This is a genomic window from Pseudomonas jinjuensis (assembly GCF_900103845.1).
Lineage (GTDB): Bacteria > Pseudomonadota > Gammaproteobacteria > Pseudomonadales > Pseudomonadaceae > Pseudomonas > Pseudomonas jinjuensis.
Map to the genome: position 1 here is coordinate 126,960 of NZ_FNIJ01000013.1, position 20,273 is coordinate 147,232.

General features: G+C 67.0%; 15 protein-coding genes and 1 pseudogene. 5 read left to right on the forward strand and 11 right to left on the reverse strand.

Features of this window, described 5'->3' with window-relative positions; all coding sequences use genetic code 11:
- Nucleotides 1–51: 51 nt before the first annotated feature.
- From nosZ to BLR75_RS18600, 6 genes and pseudogenes are all read right to left on the reverse strand, one after another.
- A complete protein-coding gene (gene nosZ, locus BLR75_RS18575; RefSeq protein ID WP_084311987.1) occupies nt 52–1,959 on the reverse strand; it encodes a TAT-dependent nitrous-oxide reductase in 1,908 nt (635 codons plus the stop codon).
- A 28-nt stretch (nt 1,960–1,987) separates the two neighbouring features.
- Nucleotides 1,988–4,132: a transcriptional regulator NosR gene (nosR, locus tag BLR75_RS18580; RefSeq protein WP_084311986.1), complete on the reverse strand. Its 2,145-nt coding sequence runs from the start codon at nt 4,130–4,132 to the stop codon at nt 1,988–1,990.
- A 77-nt stretch (nt 4,133–4,209) separates the two neighbouring features.
- On the reverse strand, nt 4,210–4,521 hold the full coding sequence (locus BLR75_RS18585) for a c-type cytochrome (RefSeq protein ID WP_084311985.1): 312 nt from the start codon (nt 4,519–4,521) through the stop codon (nt 4,210–4,212).
- Between the two features lie 428 nt (nt 4,522–4,949).
- Nucleotides 4,950–5,136, reverse strand: a pseudogene (locus tag BLR75_RS27100) (cyclic nucleotide-binding domain-containing protein); the annotation flags it as partial.
- 37 nt (nt 5,137–5,173) lie between these two features.
- Nucleotides 5,174–5,857 (reverse strand): iron-sulfur cluster repair protein YtfE, encoded by a 684-nt coding sequence (ytfE, locus tag BLR75_RS18595; RefSeq protein ID WP_084311984.1) that lies wholly within the window; start codon nt 5,855–5,857, stop codon nt 5,174–5,176.
- Nucleotides 5,858–5,953: 96 nt separating this feature from the next.
- A complete protein-coding gene (locus tag BLR75_RS18600) occupies nt 5,954–6,139 on the reverse strand; it encodes a helix-turn-helix domain-containing protein (protein WP_245726167.1) in 186 nt (61 codons plus the stop codon).
- A gap of 249 nt (nt 6,140–6,388) precedes the next feature.
- On the opposite strand from BLR75_RS18600, the gene BLR75_RS18605 reads away from it, so the two are divergent.
- Both BLR75_RS18605 and BLR75_RS18610 read left to right on the forward strand, forming a co-directional pair.
- A complete protein-coding gene (locus BLR75_RS18605) occupies nt 6,389–8,569 on the forward strand; it encodes a PA5441 family protein (protein WP_084311983.1) in 2,181 nt (726 codons plus the stop codon).
- Between the two features lie 5 nt (nt 8,570–8,574).
- On the forward strand, nt 8,575–9,285 hold the full coding sequence (locus BLR75_RS18610; protein ID WP_371858125.1) for a DUF3142 domain-containing protein: 711 nt from the start codon (nt 8,575–8,577) through the stop codon (nt 9,283–9,285).
- A gap of 43 nt (nt 9,286–9,328) precedes the next feature.
- Here the strand turns inward: BLR75_RS18610 and trhP are convergent, their stop codons facing one another.
- Both trhP and zwf read right to left on the reverse strand, forming a co-directional pair.
- A complete protein-coding gene (gene trhP / locus BLR75_RS18615; protein WP_084311982.1) occupies nt 9,329–10,663 on the reverse strand; it encodes a prephenate-dependent tRNA uridine(34) hydroxylase TrhP in 1,335 nt (444 codons plus the stop codon).
- A gap of 281 nt (nt 10,664–10,944) precedes the next feature.
- Nucleotides 10,945–12,411: a glucose-6-phosphate dehydrogenase gene (zwf, locus tag BLR75_RS18620; RefSeq protein WP_371858127.1), complete on the reverse strand. Its 1,467-nt coding sequence runs from the start codon at nt 12,409–12,411 to the stop codon at nt 10,945–10,947.
- A 104-nt stretch (nt 12,412–12,515) separates the two neighbouring features.
- On the opposite strand from zwf, the gene hexR reads away from it, so the two are divergent.
- Entirely contained in the window at nt 12,516–13,403 is an 888-nt protein-coding gene (gene hexR, locus BLR75_RS18625; RefSeq protein ID WP_084311981.1) for a transcriptional regulator HexR, read from the forward strand.
- A gap of 120 nt (nt 13,404–13,523) precedes the next feature.
- Here the strand turns inward: hexR and BLR75_RS18630 are convergent, their stop codons facing one another.
- The 3 genes from BLR75_RS18630 to BLR75_RS18640 are packed head-to-tail and all read right to left on the reverse strand — an operon-like array spanning nt 13,524 to nt 16,141.
- A complete protein-coding gene (locus BLR75_RS18630) occupies nt 13,524–14,354 on the reverse strand; it encodes an ABC transporter ATP-binding protein (RefSeq protein WP_084311980.1) in 831 nt (276 codons plus the stop codon).
- Nucleotides 14,342–15,145 carry an ABC transporter permease gene (locus tag BLR75_RS18635; RefSeq protein WP_084311979.1) on the reverse strand — a complete coding sequence of 268 codons (804 nt, stop codon included), beginning with the start codon at nt 15,143–15,145 and terminating at the stop codon, nt 14,342–14,344. Before BLR75_RS18635 ends, BLR75_RS18630 begins: the two co-directional genes overlap by 13 nt.
- Nucleotides 15,146–15,157: 12 nt before the next feature.
- Nucleotides 15,158–16,141, reverse strand: coding sequence for an ABC transporter substrate-binding protein (locus BLR75_RS18640; protein WP_084311978.1), 984 nt, complete (start codon nt 16,139–16,141; stop codon nt 15,158–15,160).
- A gap of 324 nt (nt 16,142–16,465) precedes the next feature.
- On the opposite strand from BLR75_RS18640, the gene BLR75_RS18645 reads away from it, so the two are divergent.
- A complete protein-coding gene (locus BLR75_RS18645) occupies nt 16,466–18,856 on the forward strand; it encodes a carbohydrate-binding family V/XII (protein WP_245726169.1) in 2,391 nt (796 codons plus the stop codon).
- 248 nt (nt 18,857–19,104) lie between these two features.
- Entirely contained in the window at nt 19,105–20,031 is a 927-nt protein-coding gene (locus BLR75_RS18650; RefSeq protein WP_174688570.1) for an AEC family transporter, read from the forward strand.
- The last annotated feature ends 242 nt before the right edge of the window (nt 20,032–20,273 follow it).

The following is a 20,273-nucleotide window of genomic DNA, read 5'->3' on the forward strand; positions in this document are numbered from 1 at the left end:
CTTCTCGTCGATGCCCCGCCAGCGGCTGCCGGCGGGGCCAGGGGCCTGGAATCAGGCCTTTTCCACCAGCATGCGGCCGACCATTTCCATGTGCAGCGCATGACAGAACCAGCTGCAGTAATACCAGTGCAGGCCGGGCTTGTCGGCGGTGAAGGTGATCGAGGAGGTCTGCTGCGGGCTGATCTCCATGCTCACGCCGTGGTTGACCATGACGAAGCCGTGGCTGACGTCTTCGATCTCGTCGATGTTGGTGATGGTCACGGTGACTTCGTCGCCCTGCTTCACGGTGAATTCCGTGATGCCGTAGGTGGGCGCCGACGAGGTCATGTACACGCGCACCTTCTTGCCGTCGCGGATGACCTTGTTGTCCTTCATCAGGTCGATGCCGTCGGCCTTGGCCCGTTCCACGGTCGGGGCGAAGAACGGATCGTTGCGGTCCCAGATCTTCTTGGTCTTGATCTGGTCGCGGCGGGCCAGGATGCAGTCGTGCGGCTCGGCGAAGGTGGGGCCGTCGTGGAGCAGCTTCATTTCGTCGCCGGAGATGTCGATCAGCTGGTCGTTCTCCGGGTGCAGCGGGCCGGTCGGCAGGAAGCGGTCCTTGGAGAACTTGCTCAGCACGATGATCCACTTGCCGTCGGCCTCGCTGGTCTCGGTCAGCGAGGCGTGGTTGTGGCCGGGCTGGTACTGGACGTCGAGCTTCTGGCGGATGTAGTCGACCTTCTCGCCCTTGTAGGCGCGGCGGGCGTCTTCCAGGTTCCACTTGACCAGTTGGCTGTCGATGAACAGCGTGGTGTAGGCGTTGCCGCGGCCGTCAAAGGTGGTGTGCAGCGGACCGAGGCCCAGTTCCGGCTCGCCAACCACTACGTCACGCGGCTCCTTGAGCTTGCCGGCGAACAGGTCGGGGAGCTTGTCGATGGCGATCATGGTGCAGGTCGGGGACAGCTTGCCGTTGGCGATGAAGTACTTGCCGTCCGGCGAGGTGTTGAGGCCGTGGGGGTTCTTCGGCACCGGGATGTAACGGGTGACGGCGCTGTCCTTGCCGTCCTTCTTGCGGCCGTCGACTACCGGCACCTTGCTGTCGCCCAGGGTGATGAAGCGCTTGGCCTTGATTTCCTTCTCGATCGCCGGGATGTCGAACACCACCACCCAGTCGCGCTCGTTGCGCATCATGCCGGCGAGGTCGGTGGCCTTCTCCGAGTTGTAGCAGGTGGAGGCAGCGAAGCGACCGGTGTAGTCCGCGTCGGTGTTGTCGAGGTTGCCGTCGACGATCACCTGCCAGGCCACTTCCATGGTCTCGGCATCGACCGCGTTGTACATGGTGAAGGCGTTGTCGCCGGTGATGTCGAAGCTCGATCCGTCGTTGGGGTGCGGGATGACGAACTCGGCGTTGCAGAACACGTACTTGGTGTGCGGCACCTTCTGCAGGCGCAGGCCGTGGATCGCCTGCACGTTGGGGATGGTGGTGATCTTGTCGCACTTCATGATGTCCAGACGGATACGTGCGACGCGGCTGTTGGCCTTGTCGTTGATGAACAGGTACTTGCCGTCGTACTTGCCGTCGGTCATCGAGATGTGCGGGTGGTGGCAGTCGCCGTTGAGGAAGCGTGCGCTTTCACCGAGGACATGCTTGCTCTCGTTGGTCAGGCCCCAGCCGGTGGCCGAGTCGACGTTGAACACCGGGATGCGCATCAGTTCGCGCATCGACGGAACGCCCATCACCCGCACTTCACCCTGGTGGCCGCCGCTCCAGAAGCCGTAGTAATCGTCCAGCTCGCCGGGGGCGACATGGATGGCGTCCTGGGCCGACTTGACCGCATCCGCCCAGGCCTCGCGCGAGGTGAACGCGCCCATCGAACCCGCGGTCACCAGCGCCGCGGCGCCGGTGACCGCGGAGGCACCGAGGAATCCGCGCCTGCTGAGCCCGGCAATCTCGTCCTGCTGCTGTTTCTTCTCAGTCATGTCCTGCTCCTTCCTTAAAGGCGAATGTTCAGATCTCTTGCACCGCGATAAGCTCGGCATCGTTCGTGGTTGCGCGTTTGCCACGCTTCTTGCGCTTGTTCACCAGCGGCGGGCACTTGTTCTCGTTGTGGTAGGTCATCTGGCAGTCGAGGCAGTAGTGGCACTCGTTGGCATTGATCCGGCCGTCCGGATGGATGGCCTGGATCTCGCATTCCCTGGCGCAGAGCTGGCAGGGCTGGCCGCATTCCTTGCGGCGCTTGAGCCAGTCGAACAGACGCGCCTTGCCGGGGATCGCCAGGGCGGCGCCCAATGGGCAGACGTAGCGGCAATAGACCTTGCGGCTGAACAGGTTGACGATCAGCAGAACCGCGACGTAGGCGACGAACCACCACTGGCGGTCGAAGTGCAGGGTGATGGCGGTCTTGAACGGTTCCACCTCGGCGACCTGCTCGGCGGTGGATAGCGATTCCAGGGAGAGGCCGAACAGCACCAGCAGGACGATGTACTTGATCGCCCACAGCCGTTCATGGACCGCGAAGGGCAGCTCGAACTGTGGCACCTTGAGCTTGCGCGCGGCTTCGTTGAGCAGCTCCTGCAGGGCGCCGAACGGGCAGAGCCAGCCGCAGAACACGCCGCGTCCCCAGAGCAGGATGCTGGCGGCGGTGAAGGTCCAGAGGATGAACAGCACCGGGTCGATGAGGAACAGTTCCCAACGGAAGCCTTCGAACAGCGAATGGACGAAGGTCAGCACGTTGACCACCGAGAGCTGGCCCAGGCAGTACCAGCCGATATACACCAGGGTGAACAGCAGGTAGCCACGGCGCAGCCAGTGCAGCAGCTGCGGCCGGCGGGTCAGGTTGTCCTGCAGGAAGAGAATCACGGCGAGCAGGCCCAGAGCGCCGAGCAGCACGCCGATCTGGAAGCTCTTCTGGTACCAGACGCGTAGCCAGATCGGCCGCTTGGCGTCTTCCAGCGCTTCGAGTTCCTCGGCGCTGGGCTGCGGGCGGTCCAGGTAGGCTTCGGGCGTCTGGTAGGACAGGTTGAAGGTGGTGAACAGGCTGGCCACCGGACCGGTCTGGCGGCGCACCAGCAGCTCCAGGTCCCAGGGGGTGCCCGGGTCGAAACGCTGCGCCGCGCGGGCGATGAAGATCGCCATCTCGGGGAAGTGCGGCATGCCGGTGGCGTAGGTGTCCGAGAGCCGGATGTAGTCGAGGTCGCGGAAGCTCATGATGTCGCCGAACTGGCGGATCTGCACCCGGTCGAAGATGCCGCCGCGCACGTAGCCCGAGCCCTTGAACGAGTACTGGCCGTCGCCCATTACCACCACGGCTTGCTCGCCGGGCTTCAGGCTGTCCATCAGGTCGCGGTACTGCCGCTCGCCGAGCAGGTTGCGACCGATGCTCGGCGGGTTGAGCAGCGCGGTATAGAGGTCGATGAAGGTTTCCTCCCGCTGCTGCGGGTCGTTGGCCTTGCCCACCTTCTCCGCCTCGGTACCCTTGAAGGCGTCGTCGATCTGCCCGCGGGTCAGCGTCAGCCGGCGGATGGCACCGCTGCCGAGCATTTCGTCCCAGCTCGCGCTCTGGAACAGGTCGGCGCGCACGCTGGCGGGCTTGGGCCGTACCTTGCCGGTATCCTTGATCAGGCCGAGGGAGACCGCCACGGTGCTGGCGGCGCGCATGACGATCTCGTTGACCACCATGACGGTCACGGTGGCGCCGGCGACGGCATCCACGGTGACCGTCTGCGGATCGCCGGAGCGGCCCACGGCGACCCGCTGGTCGGCGCGAAGCCCGGAGTAGCCGGCGGTAAAGGCGTGCAGTTTCGCTTCGGGAATGCCGATCAGCAGGATCGGCTCATGGTGTTCGAGGACGTAGGCGTCGCGAATCACGGCTTGCGGATCGAGGATCACCTGGACGTTGATCGGCTTGCCGGAGTAAGCCGGCATGCGGGTGACGCTGAAGCTCTGGAAGGCATAGCCGAGAAGCTTGTCGCCCTGGGACAGGCGCCGTACGCCGTATTCGCCTTCGGGCTCGCCGATATGATCGACTTGGGGGAACACCTGCCGGATGCGGGTGCGTTCCAGGTCGCTGAGGTCGGCGCCGTGGACCGCCAGACTGACCACCAGCAACAGCCAGCCGAGCAGTGTCCCGAACAGATTGCGAACGCCGACCATGGGGCCCCTTCCTCCATTTACCGCTAGTTGGGCCGTGATGCATCAGAGGGCGGTGGTGACCGACCTCGCACCAGGGATTACTTGAGGGTGACGATCCAGTCGGCCAGGGTCTTGGCCTCTTCCGGGGTCACGTTGTTCGGCGGCATCTGCATCTGGCCCCACTTGCCTTTGCTGCCAGCAGTGATGCTCTTGACGATCTGGTCAACGCCATCCTTCTGCGCGGCGTACTTGGCACCGACCTCGCGGAGGGGCGGTCCGATCATCTTCGAGTCAACGGTGTGGCAGCCCACGCAGGGCTTCGACTTGAACAGGTCTTCGCCGGGGCTGGCCATTGCAGTGGCCTGGAACACCAGACCACCGAACAGTACGGCAAGCAGGGCTTTGTTCATGAACACATCTCCTCATTGGTTTAGCGTCTCGGCGCCGGTTGGGTCCGACGAAGCATGGACGGAATTGGCGGCGATTCTAGGAGGGCGCGGGCGGCTTCCTCTTGATGGAAATCAAGAGCTTACGCCGCCGTGCCTGAGGCAATGCGCCGCAGTGGCTAGCTTGCCCAGCCGTAGCTTTCGACGAAGCCCCCACGCCATGAACGCCCCCGCGCAGGACGTTTCGCCGCTGTTCTACCAGCCGACCGCAACGAGGTGGCGCCGTTCACCGAGACCTCCGCGCAGGGCATGCCGGTGCCGAGCGTACCGGGCGGGACCCCGGCGGTGGCGGCCTGCTGCTGTTCCGCCTGGAGAACCAGTTCAGCTGGTCCGAGCACGTCGAGCTGGACCGCGCCAGCGACAACAGTGAAGACCTCGATGCAGCGCGCGTGGCCGACGACCTCCAGCACCTTCTCCTGGCTGTCCGGGGGTCAGGAGGTAGATCTTCACCGCGCCGGAAATCACGAAATAGAAGGCGTGCGCGGGCTCACCCCGGAGGAACAGCCTGTCGCCTTTCTCCAGGTCGAGCAGTGTACCGGTGGCGAGCAACTGCTCCAGCCCGGCAGCGTCACGAGACAAGCTGTCACTGGTAGCCTCCTGGCTCCGGGGCCGTTCCTCAGGTCGGGTGGTTGGCGCCGAGGAACAGCAGGTTGTTCTCCAGGTGGATGTGCTGCATCAGGTCGCGGCGCAGCTCCTCCAGCCCGGCATACAGGCGGCGCCAGCTGTTGCAGCCATCGGAAGGCACGGTGAGACCTTCGGTGAGATCGGCCAGCACCGCCAGCGACTGCGAATGCTCGTCATGCTCATGGCGCATCACGCCGATCGGACCCTGCACTTGGGCCAGCGGAATGCCCTGGCGCAGCCAGGGGAAGAGCACGCTTTCCTCCTTGCACATATGCCATTCCAGCTCTTCCTGGATCTTCTTCAGGTGCGCGGTCAGCCCGACCGGGCACTGCGGGTGCGCAGCGTGGGTGGTCTCCACCCGCTCCGCCAGCGGGATCAGCGCCGGTAGCTGCTCGCGGTGGACCTTGTGGTAGCGATCGAGGATGTGGTCGATCAGCTGGTCGTTGCTGGCCAGGCGCCAGTCGACCCACCCGCAGGACTGTTCGTTGGCCGGTGGCAGGGCCCGCAGTTCGTCGGCGATGCGCTGGGCGTCGAGACCCTGTTCGCTGGCGGCCTCGCGCAGGCTGCGCTGGCCGGTGCAGCAAAAATCGAGTTGGTAGTCGTGGAACAGCGCGGTGCTGCCCGGCAGGCTGAAGGCCAGGTCGCTCAGCGTGCGTTCGATGAGGTTGTCGGTCATGGCGGGCCTCGGGTGGGGTGGGGTACGGCGGCCGCAGTCGTCGTGGCGGTGGCGCCCAGTCTAGGGAAGGGCGCACGCGAAGCTCCTTGATGGCAGTCAAACGCCTTCGCAGGCGGGTTCCCGCTCGTCTCCGCCGGCGATCAGCATCAGTTGCTGCCGGCAGCACACCTGCAGCTTTTGCCGGCCGCCGCACACCAGGCCGCGATCCTCCCAGGCGCTGAGGATGCGCGAGACGGTGTGCAGGGTGCGACGGGAAAGGGACATCTCTCCCTGATCATGCATGGGTACATCTCCATATTGGGCAAACTGTCCGATAGGCACAGAGATAGCCTTTGGATCGGAGCTTTCTTTGAGCCTCAACAAACAAGCCTGCAGCTGGACAGCGTGTCGCAGGCCCTGTTGCGCGGTAGATCGCGTTAACCGTCTTGCTCGGACGGAAGCGGGCAAGTGCGGGCGTGGCGAGGTAAGATTCCTTCCATTGAGCTGACATCCCGGGCCCGGCGTGCGGGTTTCATCGGACAAGGACTTTTCATGCGTCTGTACGGACTGCCCCTGCTGGCCCTGATCACTGGCTGCCTTGGCGTGCAGGATGCGCGCGCGAGCAGCGACGACTCCTGCTACCCGAGCTGGAACCTGAAGCGCGACACCCTGGACGTGTGCAACAGCCTGCCGTTCCTCAGCCCCGGCAACGACAGCCGGGTCAACCTCCAGCTGCTGCTGGCCGATGCCGGCAAGGCCAGCCTTCCCGCGCCCGCCCTGCCGGAAGACGAACGCCAGCTCGGCTACGGCCTGGTGCCCTTTCCGCTGACCCGCCTGTACGGCAGCGCGCCGGTCGAGGAACGCCCCGCCGACCAGCCCGCCGCCGACAGCGCGCTGCTGGAACTGGTGCAGCGCCTGGGCCTGCCCGCCGACGCGGTGCCGGCCGCCGGCGAGAGTTTCGCCAGCGGCGAAGGCAGCCGCTGCCGCAGCAACAACCCGGGCACCGTGCGCGAATTCCTCTCCCAGCTGCTGCAGAGCGCCGAACTGCCGGCCGCCGAGCGCCAGGAGCTGGGCCGCGCCCGCCTGGCGCTGCTGCAGGGCTGCCAGTGGGACGAGGCGCAGCTGGCGGTGATGCTGCCGCACGACCTGCAGTCCGCCCCCGGGCGCGAGTTCGGCACCTATCTGAAAGGCGTGGCGGCCTTCTATGGCGGCCATTTCGCCGATGCGCTCAAGGCCTTCGGCGCACTCCGCGACGCCCGCCAGCCGTGGCTGCAGGAAACCGCGCGCTACATGCTCGGCCGAAACCAGCTCAACGCCGCGCAGCAGCACGCCTTCGACGACTACGGCTATCCCGACCTGCGCAAGGTCGACAAGGCGCCGCTGAAGTCCGCCGAGGCGGACTTCGCCGACTACCTGAAACGTTATCCACAGGGCCGCTACGCCGCCTCGGCCAGGGGCCTGATGCGTCGCGTCCACTGGCTGAACGGCGACGAGCAGCGGCTGGCCGGCGAATACGCCGGGCTGTTCGCCGCCTCGGCTTCTCCCGCCGAGCGCACGCGGCTGATCCAGGAAGTCGACAACAAGCTGCTGGTGACCGCGCATCCGGCCGATGTGCGCGACCCGCTGCTGCTGGCGGTGCTCGACCTGATGCAGATGCGCCACCACGAAGCGGGCGAGGCGCGGGCGCTGGACCTCGCCGGGCTGCAGGAGCAGAAGGCGCTGTTCGCCAGACAGCCGGGGCTGCACGACTACCTGCTGGCGGCCTACCGCTTCTATGTCGAGGACAATCCCGCCGAAGCGCTGAAGCTGCTGCCGGAGAAGCTGCCGAAGCGACTCGACTACCTCGCCTTCAGCCAGCAGAGCCTGCGCGGCTTCGCCCTGGAAGCGGGCAACGACTGGCTCGGCGCCGAGAAGCTCTACCTGCGCCTGCTGCCCCTGGCGCAGCAGCCATTGCAGCGCGAGCAGCTGGAACTGGCCCTGGCCTACAACTACGAACGCAGCGACCGGCTGGTCAAGGTGTTCGCGCCGAACTCGCCGGTAAGCACCCCGGCGATCCGCGAAATCCTCCTGCGCCACATCGCCGGCCAGGACCTGCTGCGCTACCAGGTGCAATCGGCGGCGGCCAACCCCGAGGAACGCGATACCGCGCTGTTCACCCTGCTCTACAAGGACCTGCTGCGCGGCCACTACCAGGCCTTCGTCGACGACCTGCCGCTGCTCGGCGAGAAACCTTCGGACAAGCCGCTGGGCGCCAGCATCGGCTACCTCTACGGCACCGGTATGCCGCTCACGCTGTTCACCTGGGAAGGCGGCAAGGGTCCGTCCGGCTACGACTGCCCGCCGATCCGCGACGTCGCCCTGGCCATGCAGCAGGACCCGCAGCCGCCGCAGGCGCTGAACTGCCTGGGCGAGTTCATCCTGCGCCACGGCCTCGACGGCTTCCCGCTGGACCGCCAGCCCGGCGAACGCGAGCTGGGCGGCAGCCAGTCGCTGTTCGAGGGTCCGCTGTACTCGCGGCTGGATGGCTACCTGAAGATCATCGGCAACCCGGACGCCGCCGGCGACGACCAGGCCTACGCGCTGTACCGGGCGATCAACTGCTATGCGCCGAGCGGCTACAACGGCTGCGGCCGCCAGGACATCCCGCAGAACCAGCGCAAGCAGTGGTTCCGCACCCTCAAGTCGAAGTACGCCGCGACGCCCTGGGCGAAATCGCTGAAGTACTACTGGTAAGCGCCGTGCGCCTGGGCTGGCTGCTCGCCCTGCTGTTGCTGCCCGCCGCGCAGGCGCAGGCCGGCCGGGTGGATGCGCGGGACTACGACGCCTTCTGGCTGTGGAGCGGCGTGGCGGCGCAGCCGGTGCTGGCGCAGGCGCGCACGCTCTACGTGCTGCAGGGGCAGATCGACGAACCACGGCATTCCCCGGCGCGGCTGATCGCCCAGGGCATCGCAGTGCCGCGGCTCAGCCGGGGCGAAGTCTGGGTGGTCTACCGCGCCCACACCCTGCGCTGGCCGGAGGACGTCTACCGCACCCTCTTCGCCCAGCTGCGCCGTTGGCGCCAGGCCGGCAACCCGGTGGTCGGCGTGCAGATCGACTTCGACGCGCGCACCCGCTACCTCGACGAATACGCCCTCTTCCTCCGCGACTTCCGCCAGCGCCTGCCGGCGGACTACCGCCTGAGCATCACCGGCCTGCTGGACTGGAGCAGCAACGCCGAGCCAGAAGCGATCAACCTGCTCAGGGGCGTGGTCGACGAGGTGGTGGTGCAGACCTACCAGGGCCGCCACAGCATCCCCGACTACGCCGCCTACCTGCCACGGGTGAGCCGCCTGCAGCTGCCGTTCCGCATCGGGCTGGCGCAGTACGGGGAGTGGGAGGCGCCGGATTATCTGGAGAAGAGCCCGTGGTTCCGGGGGTATGTGGTGTTTCTGCAGAATCCGGAGCCGTGATCTGTAGGAGCAACTGTTTTCTGGATTACCCGCTCCTACAGGGTCATCCGATCCTTACGAATGGCTGCCGCGTATCGCCACCGGCGAGATTGCGCATCAACAGGCCGTATTGCAGATCGAGGCCCTCCGACAGCGGCAGCCAGACCACATGGCCGTCGCCCGGCGCGCAGGCGATCGCCTGGCCGTGGGCATTCTCCAGCGCCCCGATGCGCAGGGTCAGGTTGCCGCCCGGCGTCATCACCTCGACGCTGTCGCCGACCTCGAAGCGGTTCTTCACCCGCACCTCTGCCAGGCCATTGCGCCATTCGCCGGTGAACTCGCCGACGAACTGCTGGCGATCCGACACCGAATTGCCGTACTGGTAGTTCTGGTACTCGTCGTGCACATGGCGGCGCAGGAAGCCCTCGGTGTAGCCGCGGTGGGCCAGGGACTCCAGCGTATCCATCAGTCCGCGGTCGAACGGCCGGCCGGCGGCGGCATCGTCGATGGCCTTGCGGTAGACCTGCGCGGTGCGTGCCACGTAGTAGTGCGACTTGGTGCGGCCCTCGATCTTCAACGAATGCACGCCGATCTGCGTCAAACGCTCGACATGCTGCACGGCGCGCAGGTCCTTGGAGTTCATGATGTAGGTGCCGTGCTCGTCCTCGAAGGCGGCCAGCAGTTCGCCGGGGCGGCTGCTGTCCTCCAGCATCAGCGCCTCCGCGGTCGGCGCACCGATGCCGAGGGTCGGGACGATCTGCCCGAGTTCGTCCTCGGTCGCGGCATGGGTCTGGTACTGCCAGCGACAGGCGTTGGTGCAGGTGCCCTGGTTGGGATCGCGGCGGTTGATGTAGCCGGACAGCAGGCAGCGCCCGGAATAGGCCATGCACAGCGCGCCGTGGACGAAGACTTCCAGCTCCATGCCCGGCACCCGTTCGCGGATCTCGGCGATTTCCTCCAGCGACAGCTCGCGGGACAGGATCACCCGGCTCAGCCCCTGCTGCCGCCAGAACTCCACGCTGGCCCAGTTCACCGCGTTGGCCTGCACCGACAGGTGGATGGCGACTTCGGGGAAATGCTGGCGAACCAGCATGATCAGGCCGGGATCGGACATGATCAGCGCATCCGGCCCCATCGCCAGCACCGGTTCCAGGTCACTGAGGAAGGTCTTCAGCTTGGCATTGTGCGGGGCGATGTTGACCACCACATAGAGCTGCTTGCCGAGGGCATGGGCCTCGGCGATGCCGGTGGCGAGGTTGGCATGGTCGAATTCGTTGTTGCGCACCCGCAGGCTGTAGCGCGGCTGGCCGGCGTAGACGGCATCGGCGCCATAGGCGAAGGCGTGGCGCAGGCTCTTCAGCGAGCCGGCGGGGGAGAGAAGTTCGGGTTTGAAGGACATGGCTGAGCGGGCTGTGGGAAAAAGCCTCGGACTTTAGCGGCCATGCGGGGTGGAAGTAGTGAGGCGGATCAACGCTCCGTGTGCCGCCTTTCATAGGAGCGAGGGGGACGCCTAGTCCTTGCTCGCGAACCGTTCAGCGCCGGTGTGTCCGGGAAACGTTCGCGAGCAAGCTCGCTCCTACAGGCGCAGGCGTAGGGTCGTTCCACCATGGCCGCGCATGCGGCCCCGGGATGGTGGATGGAAGAGCGCCATCCACCCTACGTTTGCCCGACCTCTGGTTTTTACTCCAGCCACTGTCTCCCCTGCCGCTCCAGCAGCATCTGCGCCTGTTCCGGGCCGTTGCTGCCGGCCGGGTAGGGGCGCGGGCTCTGGTAGTGTTCGCGCCAGCCGGCGAGGATCGGATCGACCCACTGCCAGGCCGCCTCCACCTCGTCGCGGCGCATGAACAGCGTCGAGTCGCCCTCGATCACATCCAGCAGCAGGCGCTCGTAGGCATCCCAGCGGCGGCGGTCGCGGCTGACCTCGGCGAGGTTGAGGTCGAGTTCCACCTGTTCCAGCAGCATGCCCTTGCCCGGCGTCTTGGCCATCAGTTGCAGGCTGATGCCCTCCTCCGGCTGCAACCTTATCCACAGGCGGTTGGCCGGGCCGCTGTTGCCGTCGATCAGGTGGTGCGGCACCGGCTTGAACTGGATGACGATCTCCGAGCACTTCTTCGCCATGCGCTTGCCGGTGCGCAGGTAGAACGGCACGCCGGCCCAGCGCCAGTTGTCGATCTCCACCTGTACGGCGACGAAGGTCTCGGTATCGCTGTCGTTGTCGACATGTTTCTCGAACCAGTAGGCCGGCACCTCCTGCCCGCCGATGCGTCCGGCGGCGTACTGGCCGCGCACGGTGCGGTCCTGCACGTCCTGCCCGGCGATCGGCCGCAGCGCCTGCAGCACCTTGAGCTTCTCGTTGCGCACCGCCTCGGCGTCGTAGTGCACCGGCGGCTCCATCGCCACCAGGCAGAGCAGCTGCAGCAGGTGGTTCTGCACCATGTCGCGCATGGCCCCGGCCTGGTCGTAGTAGGCGCCGCGGTTTTCCACGCCGAGGGTCTCGTTGACGCTGATCTGCACGTGCTCGATGTGCGCGGCGCGCCACAGCGGCTCGAACAGCGAGTTGGCGAAGCGCAGCGCCATCAGGTTCTGCACCGTCTCCTTGCCCAGGTAGTGGTCGATGCGGAACACCCGCGACTCGTCGAACACCTGGCCGATCACCTGGTTGATCGCCCGCGCCGACTGCAGCGAGTGACCGAGCGGCTTTTCCAGCACGATGCGGGTTTCCGGCCCGGCCAGACCGGCCAGCGCGAGGTTCTGCGCAATGGGCGCGAACAGCGCCGGGGCGGTCGCCAGGTAGTGCACCAGCACCCGGCCCTCGCTGCTTTTCAGGGCGCGGCGCAGGCGGTCGAAGTCGGCGCTCTGCCCGGCGTCCATGGCGAAGTAGGTGATGCGCGCGGCGAAGCTGCGCCAGGGCTCCAGGGCGAAGTCGGCCTTCGCCACCTGCGCCCGGCAATGCCGCTCGGCGAGGGCGAGGAAGGCGTCGTTGTCCATGCTCCGCCGGGCCAGGGCGAAAACCCGCGTATCGGCTGGCAGGCGGTTCTCGCGATGCAGGTGGTAGAGCGCCGGAAGCAGCTTGCGCAGGGCCAGGTCGCCGGTGCCGCCGAACACCAGGATGTCGCAGGAACTGGGCAGTGCGTGGCTTGGCGGGATGGTCACGGGCGGCTCCGAAGGCTATCGCTGGGCGAGACGGGGTGTTTTGTAGTATAACTACAAGCCAACTACATCTTTCTGACGATCATAGCCGAGTCCATCCTGTGAATCTGTTGCAGCACATTGCCCAGTCGCGTCATCTGCTCCGCAAATCGGAACTCAAGGTCGCCGATCACGTGATGCGCGACCCCGCATCCGTGATGCACACCTCCATGGCCGACCTGGCCCACGGCGTCGGCGTCAGCGAGCCGACCATCGTGCGCTTCTGCCGCGCCATCGGCTGCAGCGGGTTCCAGGACCTCAAGCTGAAGCTGGCGCAGAGCCTCGCCGCGGGGGCCAGTTTCGGCCAGTTCTCGATCAACGAGAGCGACTCGGTGGCGGACTTCAGCCTGAAGATCTTCGACACCACCCTGCACTCGCTGATGGAGGTGCGCGAGCATCTCGACACCCAGGCCCTGGAGCGCGCCATCGCCGCCATGGCCCATGCGCAGCGCGTCGAGTTCTACGGTTTCGGCGCGTCCGGCGCGGTGGCGGCGGATGCCCAGCACAAGTTCTTCCGCCTGCTGCTGTCGGCGGCGGCCTACTCCGACCCGCACATGCAGGCGATGTCGGCGGTGACCCTGAAGCCTTCCGACGTGGCGATCTGCATCTCGCAGTCCGGCCGCTCGAAGGACCTGCTGGTGACCGCCAACCTGGTGCGCGAGGCCGGCGCCACCCTGATCACCCTCTGCCCGAGCCAGACTCCGCTGGCCGACCTCGCCACCATCAACCTGGCGGTGGACGTGCACGAGGACACCGACATCTATACCCCGCTGACCTCGCGCATCGCCCACCTGGTGGTGATCGACGTGCTGGCGATGGGCGTGGCCATGGCCCGCGGCCCGGACCTGGTCAACCACCTGAAGAGCGTCAAGCGCAGCCTGCGCAGCCTGCGCCTGTCGCCCAAGGTGGTGAAGCCCCAGGAAGAGCAGCGGACGGACGAGCCGGGCTGATCGATCCCCTGCTCCAACGCCGAACTTCCCGTAGGAGCGGGCCATGCCCGCGACCTGGCTCGGCACGGCGTGTCGCGGGCATGGCCCGCTCCTACAGCTCAGGACGCAGGGCGAGGCCCCTCAGTGCACCTCCGCCAGATCGTCGTGCAGCAGGCCGAGGATCTCCCGCTTCATGTCGATGAAGGCGCGGTCCATCACCATGTCCAGCGAACGCGGGCGCTCGATGGGCACGTCGAGGATGCGCTTGATCCGCCCCGGCCGCGCGCCCATCACGTAGACGCGGTCGCCGAGCAGGATCGCCTCGTCGATGTCGTGGGTGACGAACACCACGGTCTTCTTGCTGTGGTCCCACACGCGCAGCAGCAGCTGCTGCATCTGCATGCGGGTCTGGCTGTCGAGGGCGCCGAACGGTTCGTCCATCAGCAGGATCTGCGGGTCGTTGGCCAGCGCGCGGGCGATCGCCACGCGCTGCATCATGCCGCCTGAGAGCTGCTTCGGATAATTGCCGGCGAAGCGCGTCAGGCCGACCTCGTCGAGGTAGTGATCGACGATCTCCCTGCGCTCGGCCGCCGGCATTCCGCGTCGCTTGAGACCGAACTCGATGTTCTCGCGCACGCTCAGCCAGGGGAACAGCGTGTAGCTCTGGAACACCATGCCGCGGTCCAGCCCCGGCCCTTCCACAAGCTGGCCGCCGACATGGATCTCGCCCTCGGTCGGCTCGGACAGCCCGGCGGTGAGGTAGAGCAGGCTCGACTTGCCGCAGCCGGACGGACCGACGATCACCGCGAACTGCTGGTCCGGCACCTCGAAGGAAACCTTCTCCAGCGCGCTGAAGGTGCCGCCATCCGGCGTGCGGTAGCGCAGGCTGACCTCTTCCACGCGCAGCCGGGCCGGTTGCGCTGCCCTGGCGGCGACTGCCGCGTCGTTTCGCATAGCTGCTACTGCGCCCATGAAGCCACCTTCAGTCGAATGAATCGGAACAGTTGGTCGGTGATCAGCCCGAGCAGGCCGATGATGGCGATGGCGAGGAAGATCACGTCCACCTGGAAGCCGCGCATCGCCTTGAGGCTGATGTAGCCGAGGCCGCTGGAGGCGGCGACCAGTTCGGCCACCACCAGGTAGGTCCAGGCCCAGCCGAGGGTGACCCGCAGGGTATCCAGCACGCCGGGCAGCGACGCCGGGCCGAGCACGTGCAGGACCACGTTGTGGCGGTTGCAGCCGAGGGTGTAGGAGGCGTTCACCAGGTCCTTGGCGACCCCGCGGGAGACGTCGGCGATCATCACCAGCTGCTGGAAGAACACGCCGAAGATGATCACCGTGACCCGCTGCTCCAGGCCGATGCCGATCCACAGGATGAACAGCGGCACGAAGGAGGTCACCGGCAGGTAGCGGATGAAGTTCACCAGCGGCTCGAGGAACGCCTGGACGATGCGGTAGCTGCCCATCAGCAGCCCCAGCGGCACGGCGACCAGCGAGGAGACGATGAAGCCGATCAGCACCACCTCGACGCTGGCCAGCACGTGCTTGCCGAGGGTGCCGTCGCCGGCCAGGCGTACCCCGGCGTCGAGCACCGCGCCGGGGGTCGGGAGGAACATCGACGGCACCACGCCGCCGTAGGAAAGCCCGGCCCACAGGCCGAACACCAGCAGCCAGCAGATGGCGCCGGCGGACCAGACCAGCCGGAACGGCAGGTCGACCTTCGGCGTCAGGCAGCGGCTGAGCCAGGATTGCGATCTAGCCATGACGACCTCCGCTCACTGGGTGACGAAACGGGTGTCGACGAGGTCGTCGTAGCTCACCTCGAAGCGCTTGCCCTGCAGGCCGCTCCAGGTCTCGTTGGCCAGGCGGATCACGCCCTTGATCTCGCCGGGCTTGCCGGGCACGCCGAGGAGCGTCTCGCTCATCGCCTGGTCGTAGAAGCGCACGCCCTGCGCGGCGTTGGCCAGTTCCTGCGGATCGGACAGGTAGCCGCCGACGCCCTTGGCCATGATCTCGTAGGCCTTCTGCGGATTCTCCCTGGTGAACTGCACGGCCTTGTACAGGCCCTTGACCAGCGCCTTGACGTCGTCCGGCTGCTTCTCGATGACGTCGCAGTTCAGCGCCACCACGTCGACGATCACGCCGGGGGTGGTGGTGCTGTCCACCAGCACCTTGCCCTGCTGCTTCGCGCGCACCAGCGACAGGTGCGGCTCCCAGGTCACCGCGGCGGGCACGCGGCCGGAGATGAAGGCGGTGGCGGCATCGTCGGCGGTCATGTTCTGCACCTTGATGTCGTCCATGGTCATGCCGGCGTGCTTGAGCAGGTAGGACAGCCAGAACTGCGACACCGAGCCTTCGTTGACCGCGACTTCCTTGCCCTTCAGCTCGGCCAGCGAGTTGACCTCCTTGCCCACCAGCACGCCGTCGCCGCCATGGCTGTCGTCCAGCGCGGCGACCGCCTTGAAGCAGAAGCTCGGGCGGTACTTGAGGATTTCGTCGATGGTGGACGCCGAGCCCTGGATCTCGCCGGAGGCCTGCGCGGCCATGTACATCGCCGCTTCCTCGATGGTGGTGAGCTTCAGGTCGAGGCCCTGTTCCTTGAAGTAGCCGAGGTCGCGGGCGAGGTACAGGGTGCCGTAGCCGACCCAGGTGGTATGGCCGATGGTCAGGGTGCCGGCCTGCGCGCTGCTGGCAGCGGCGGCGGCGAGGGTGGTGAACGCGAGGGGACGAATCGAACGCGCAAGCAAGGACTTGATCATGAAGACTCCCACAGCCGTTGGGCTTGTTATTGGATTACTGCGGCAGTGGCCAGAAGGCCGGAGGATTTCATCTCTCGGGGACGTGCCGGCGGCGCGGGACTCTGCGGACCCTGGCCCGGCGGGGCGGGGCGGCGCGCGGCACGTGACAGGGCGATGGTGGCGGAAGCGGGGGGAGCGGAAAATTATTAAATATGTGGTTGGGACATAGGGAAAAGATGGGTTGGCGGAGTCATCGTTCCCACCCTCCCGCGTGGGAACGCATCCTGCGGGACTATGCGGGGGCCCGCCCCTACGATCCCTTCGGCCATGCACTATCGTTCTTCGATGCCCGTCCGCAGTGAGGTCTTCCTCATGGTCACCCGCCCGCTGTTCCGTCGCCTCGCCCTTGCCTTCTGCCTCGCCCTCGCCACCCCGCTGCCGGCGGCGGAGACAGCCAGGCCGCCCGCCGCCGAAACCCTGCAATGGCCGCGGGATTTCGCCATGGGCGAGCAGCACGTGCAGATCTTCCAGCCGCAGATCGAGCAGTGGGACGGCACGCGCATGAGCGGCCGCGCGGCGATCGCCGTGGGTGCGGCGAAGGACAAGGCGCCGACCTACGGCGTGGCGGCGTTCTCCGCCGCCGCCGACATCGACAAGAGCGCCGGGCTGGTGCAGCTCAGCGACATCCGCATCGACAAGGTCGAGGTGCCCACCGCGCCGGACAGCGCAGCCAGGGTCCGCGACACGCTGGTGCAGCACCTGCCGAAGGACGGCCTGACCGTTTCCCTCGACGAGCTGCAGGCCAGCTATGCGGTGTCCCAGCAACTGGACAAGCTGCGCCACGTCGAGGTGAAGAACGACGCGCCCAGGATCATCTTCGCCAGTACCCCGAGCGTGCTGGTGCGCATCGACGGCGAGCCGTCCTGGCAGCAGGTGGAGGGCACCATCTTCGAACGTCTGCTGAACAGCCGCGCGCTGATCCTGCGCGACGGCGACGGCAACTGCTATGTGCAGGCCGCCGGCTACTGGTACATGGCGCACGGCCTGGACGGCAACTGGCTGGTGCTCAACAGTCCGTCGCAGGCGCTGCTCGACGGGGCGAAGCGGGCGGCCGGCAAGTCCCTGCCCGACCCGCTGCTGCCGAAGGATGGCAGGAAGGCCGCCCACGCGCCGGCCATCGTCATCGCCAGCCAGCCCACCGAGCTGATCGTCAGCGACGGCCCGCCGCAGATGTTGCCGGTGGACGGCACCTCGCTGCTGAGCATGTCCAATAGCGACCACGCGGTGTTCGTCGATCCGGCCGCCAATACCTGGTACGTGCTGGTTTCCGGCCGCTGGTTCAGCGGGCCGGGCGACAAGGGGCCGTGGCGGTACGTCGAGGGCAAGGACCTGCCGGCGGACTTCGCGAAGATTTCGCCGAACGACCCGAAGGCCAACGTGCTGGTCTCGGTACCGGGCACGCCGCAGGCGAAGGAAGCGGCCATCGCCGCGAGCATTCCGCAGACCGCCAGCGTGTCGCGCAGCAAGGCGTCGCTCAACGTGGCCTATGACGGCGCACCGCAATTCGCGCCGATCGCCGGCACCAGCCTGCAGTACGCGGTGAACACGCCGACGCCGGTGATCGAGGTGGCATCCAACCAGTTCTACGCAGTGTCCAACGGCGTCTGGTTCGTCGCGCCGGCACCGACCGGCGTATGGCAGGTGGCGACCGAGGTTCCGGCGGTGATCTACGGCATCCCGCCCAGCTCGCCGGTGTACTACGTGACCTACGTGCACATCTATTCGGTGACGCCGCAGACGGTGGTGGTCGGCTATACCCCGGGCTATCTCGGCGTGGTCACCACCGCATCCGGCACGGTGGTCTACGGCACCGGCTACAGCTATCCGCCCTATGTCAGCAGCACCGTCTACTACGGTTATCCGCCGACCTACGGCTACGGCGCGGGGTTCGCCCTCGGCGCGGTGGAAGGCCTGGCCTTCGGTTTCGCCGTCGGCGCCATCTGGGGTTCCGAGGAGCCCTACTGGGGTCCGTACTGGGGACCGCGCCCCTACTATGGCTGGGGCTACACCAACATCAACCAGGCCAACTTCTACGGCCGCTGGGGCAGCGGCACGGTCACCCATGCCTATGGCTGGAACGCCTGGACCGGCACCCAGTGGCAGGGCAGCGCCGCGGCCGGCTACAACCCGCGCACCGGCGCGCATTTCCAGGGCAGCCAGGGCGCGGCGTTCAACCCCTACTCGGGCAATTTCGCCGCCGGCCGCCAGGGCTCCTTCGCCAATCCATCCACAGGCCGCGAAGGCGCCGGACGTTCCGGCGTGGTGGGCAACCGCAACACCGGCGACTATGCCGCCGGCCGCCAGGTCGCCGGCCACGACGCGCAGACCGGGCGCACGGTGATCGCCGAGCGCGGGATCAGCGGCAACGTCCATGACGGCACCGCCACCGCCGGCAGCAAGGGCATCGCCTACAACCGCCGCACCGACAGCGCGGTGGCCTGGAAGAACGGCGACATCTACGCCGGGCACGACGGCAACGTCTACCAGCACACCCAGGACGGCGGCTGGCAGAAGCACACCGACAACGGCTGGCAGACGGTGCAGCCGGCCAACAGCAACCTGCACGACCAGCTCAACCAGCAGTTCCAGTCCAGGCAGCTGGGGCAGCAGCGCTTCAATTTCACCCAGCGCCAGTGGGGCGGCGGGCATTTCGGTGGGGGACGGTTGCGGCGGTGAGCTGTGGGTAAATGGTCTGTGAATGATTCATTGGTTATCCACAGAATGGCCGAAAACCCAGCCCTCTCCCGGGGGGAGAGGGAGCACTATGGTGCAAGTCATACACTGCGCCATCCGGCAACTCCGGTCAGTCCCCTCCCCCTTCGAGAGAGGATTAGGGTGAGGGAACCAGTCCACGCCAGACCATCCAGTCTTATCCACAATCCTTGCCCCCTCCCCATCACGCCCGGCAAGATGCCCCCTCGCCAATACCCCCAGGGGGACCCGTGATCGCTCTACTCCAGGCCCTCTGGCCACTCTTCGCACTGATCGTCGGCGGCTGGCTGCTGCGCCGCAAGGGCTTTCCCGGCGACGAGTTCTGGCCGGCGGCGGAGCGGCTCAACTACTTCATCCTGTTCCCCGCCCTGCTCTTCAGCAGCCTGGCCAGCGCGCCGCTGCGCGATCCCGGGCTGGCGCGGCAGGCGCTGGGCGTGCTGCTCGGCCTTGGCATCGCCTGGCTGGCGCTGCTGTGGATAAAACGCCTGCGCGGCTGGAACGCGGCGCGCTTCGGTGCCTTCGCCCAGGGCGTGCTGCGCTTCAACACCTACCTCGGGTTGGCGGCGGTGGGCAGCCTCTACGGCAAGCCGGGACTGAACCTGGCGGCGCTGATGCTGGCGCTGATGGTGCCGGCGGTGAACCTGATGTCGGTGTGGGCGCTGACCGCCGAGCGCGGGCACGACCTGCGCAGCCTGCTCATGCCGATCCTGCGCAACCCACTGATCCTCGCCTGCCTCGCCGGCGCGGCGCTGAACCTGACCGGCTTCCGCCTGGACGGCGGCAGCGAGCGCCTGCTCAACCTGCTCGCCGCGGCCAGCCTGCCGCTCGGCCTGCTCTGCGTCGGCGCCGCGCTGCGCCCGCAGGAACTGCGCGCCGAGGTGTCGGCCATGGGCTGGAACTGCGCGGTGCGCCTGCTCGGCATGCCGCTGCTGGCCTTCGCCATCGGCCGCTGGCTGCAGCTGCCGGCGACGGAGAGCACGGTGCTGGTGCTGTTCTTCGCCCTGCCCACGGCGCCCACCGCCTACGTGCTGACCCGCCAGCTCGGCGGCGACAGCCATTTGATGGCGGGGATCATCACCCTGCAGACGCTGCTGTCCGGCGCCAGCCTGCTGGGAATCCTCTGGCTGTTGCGGGCCTGAGCATTCTGACCGGCAGACGTAGGGTGGATGGCGCTTTTTCCATCCACCAGCGAGGTATCGGAGCAGCGCAATGGTGGATCGATGGAGCCTGATCCACCCTACGAAGCTGCAGCCCGGGACATCCTGACCATGGAAGCCCCCCTTGTAGGAGCCAGCTTGCTGGCGATCCTGGAGTCACCGCCAACTGAAGAGCAGCCGGCAGATCCGATCGCCAGCAACGGCCCTTCCGCTCCTGCGCAGGC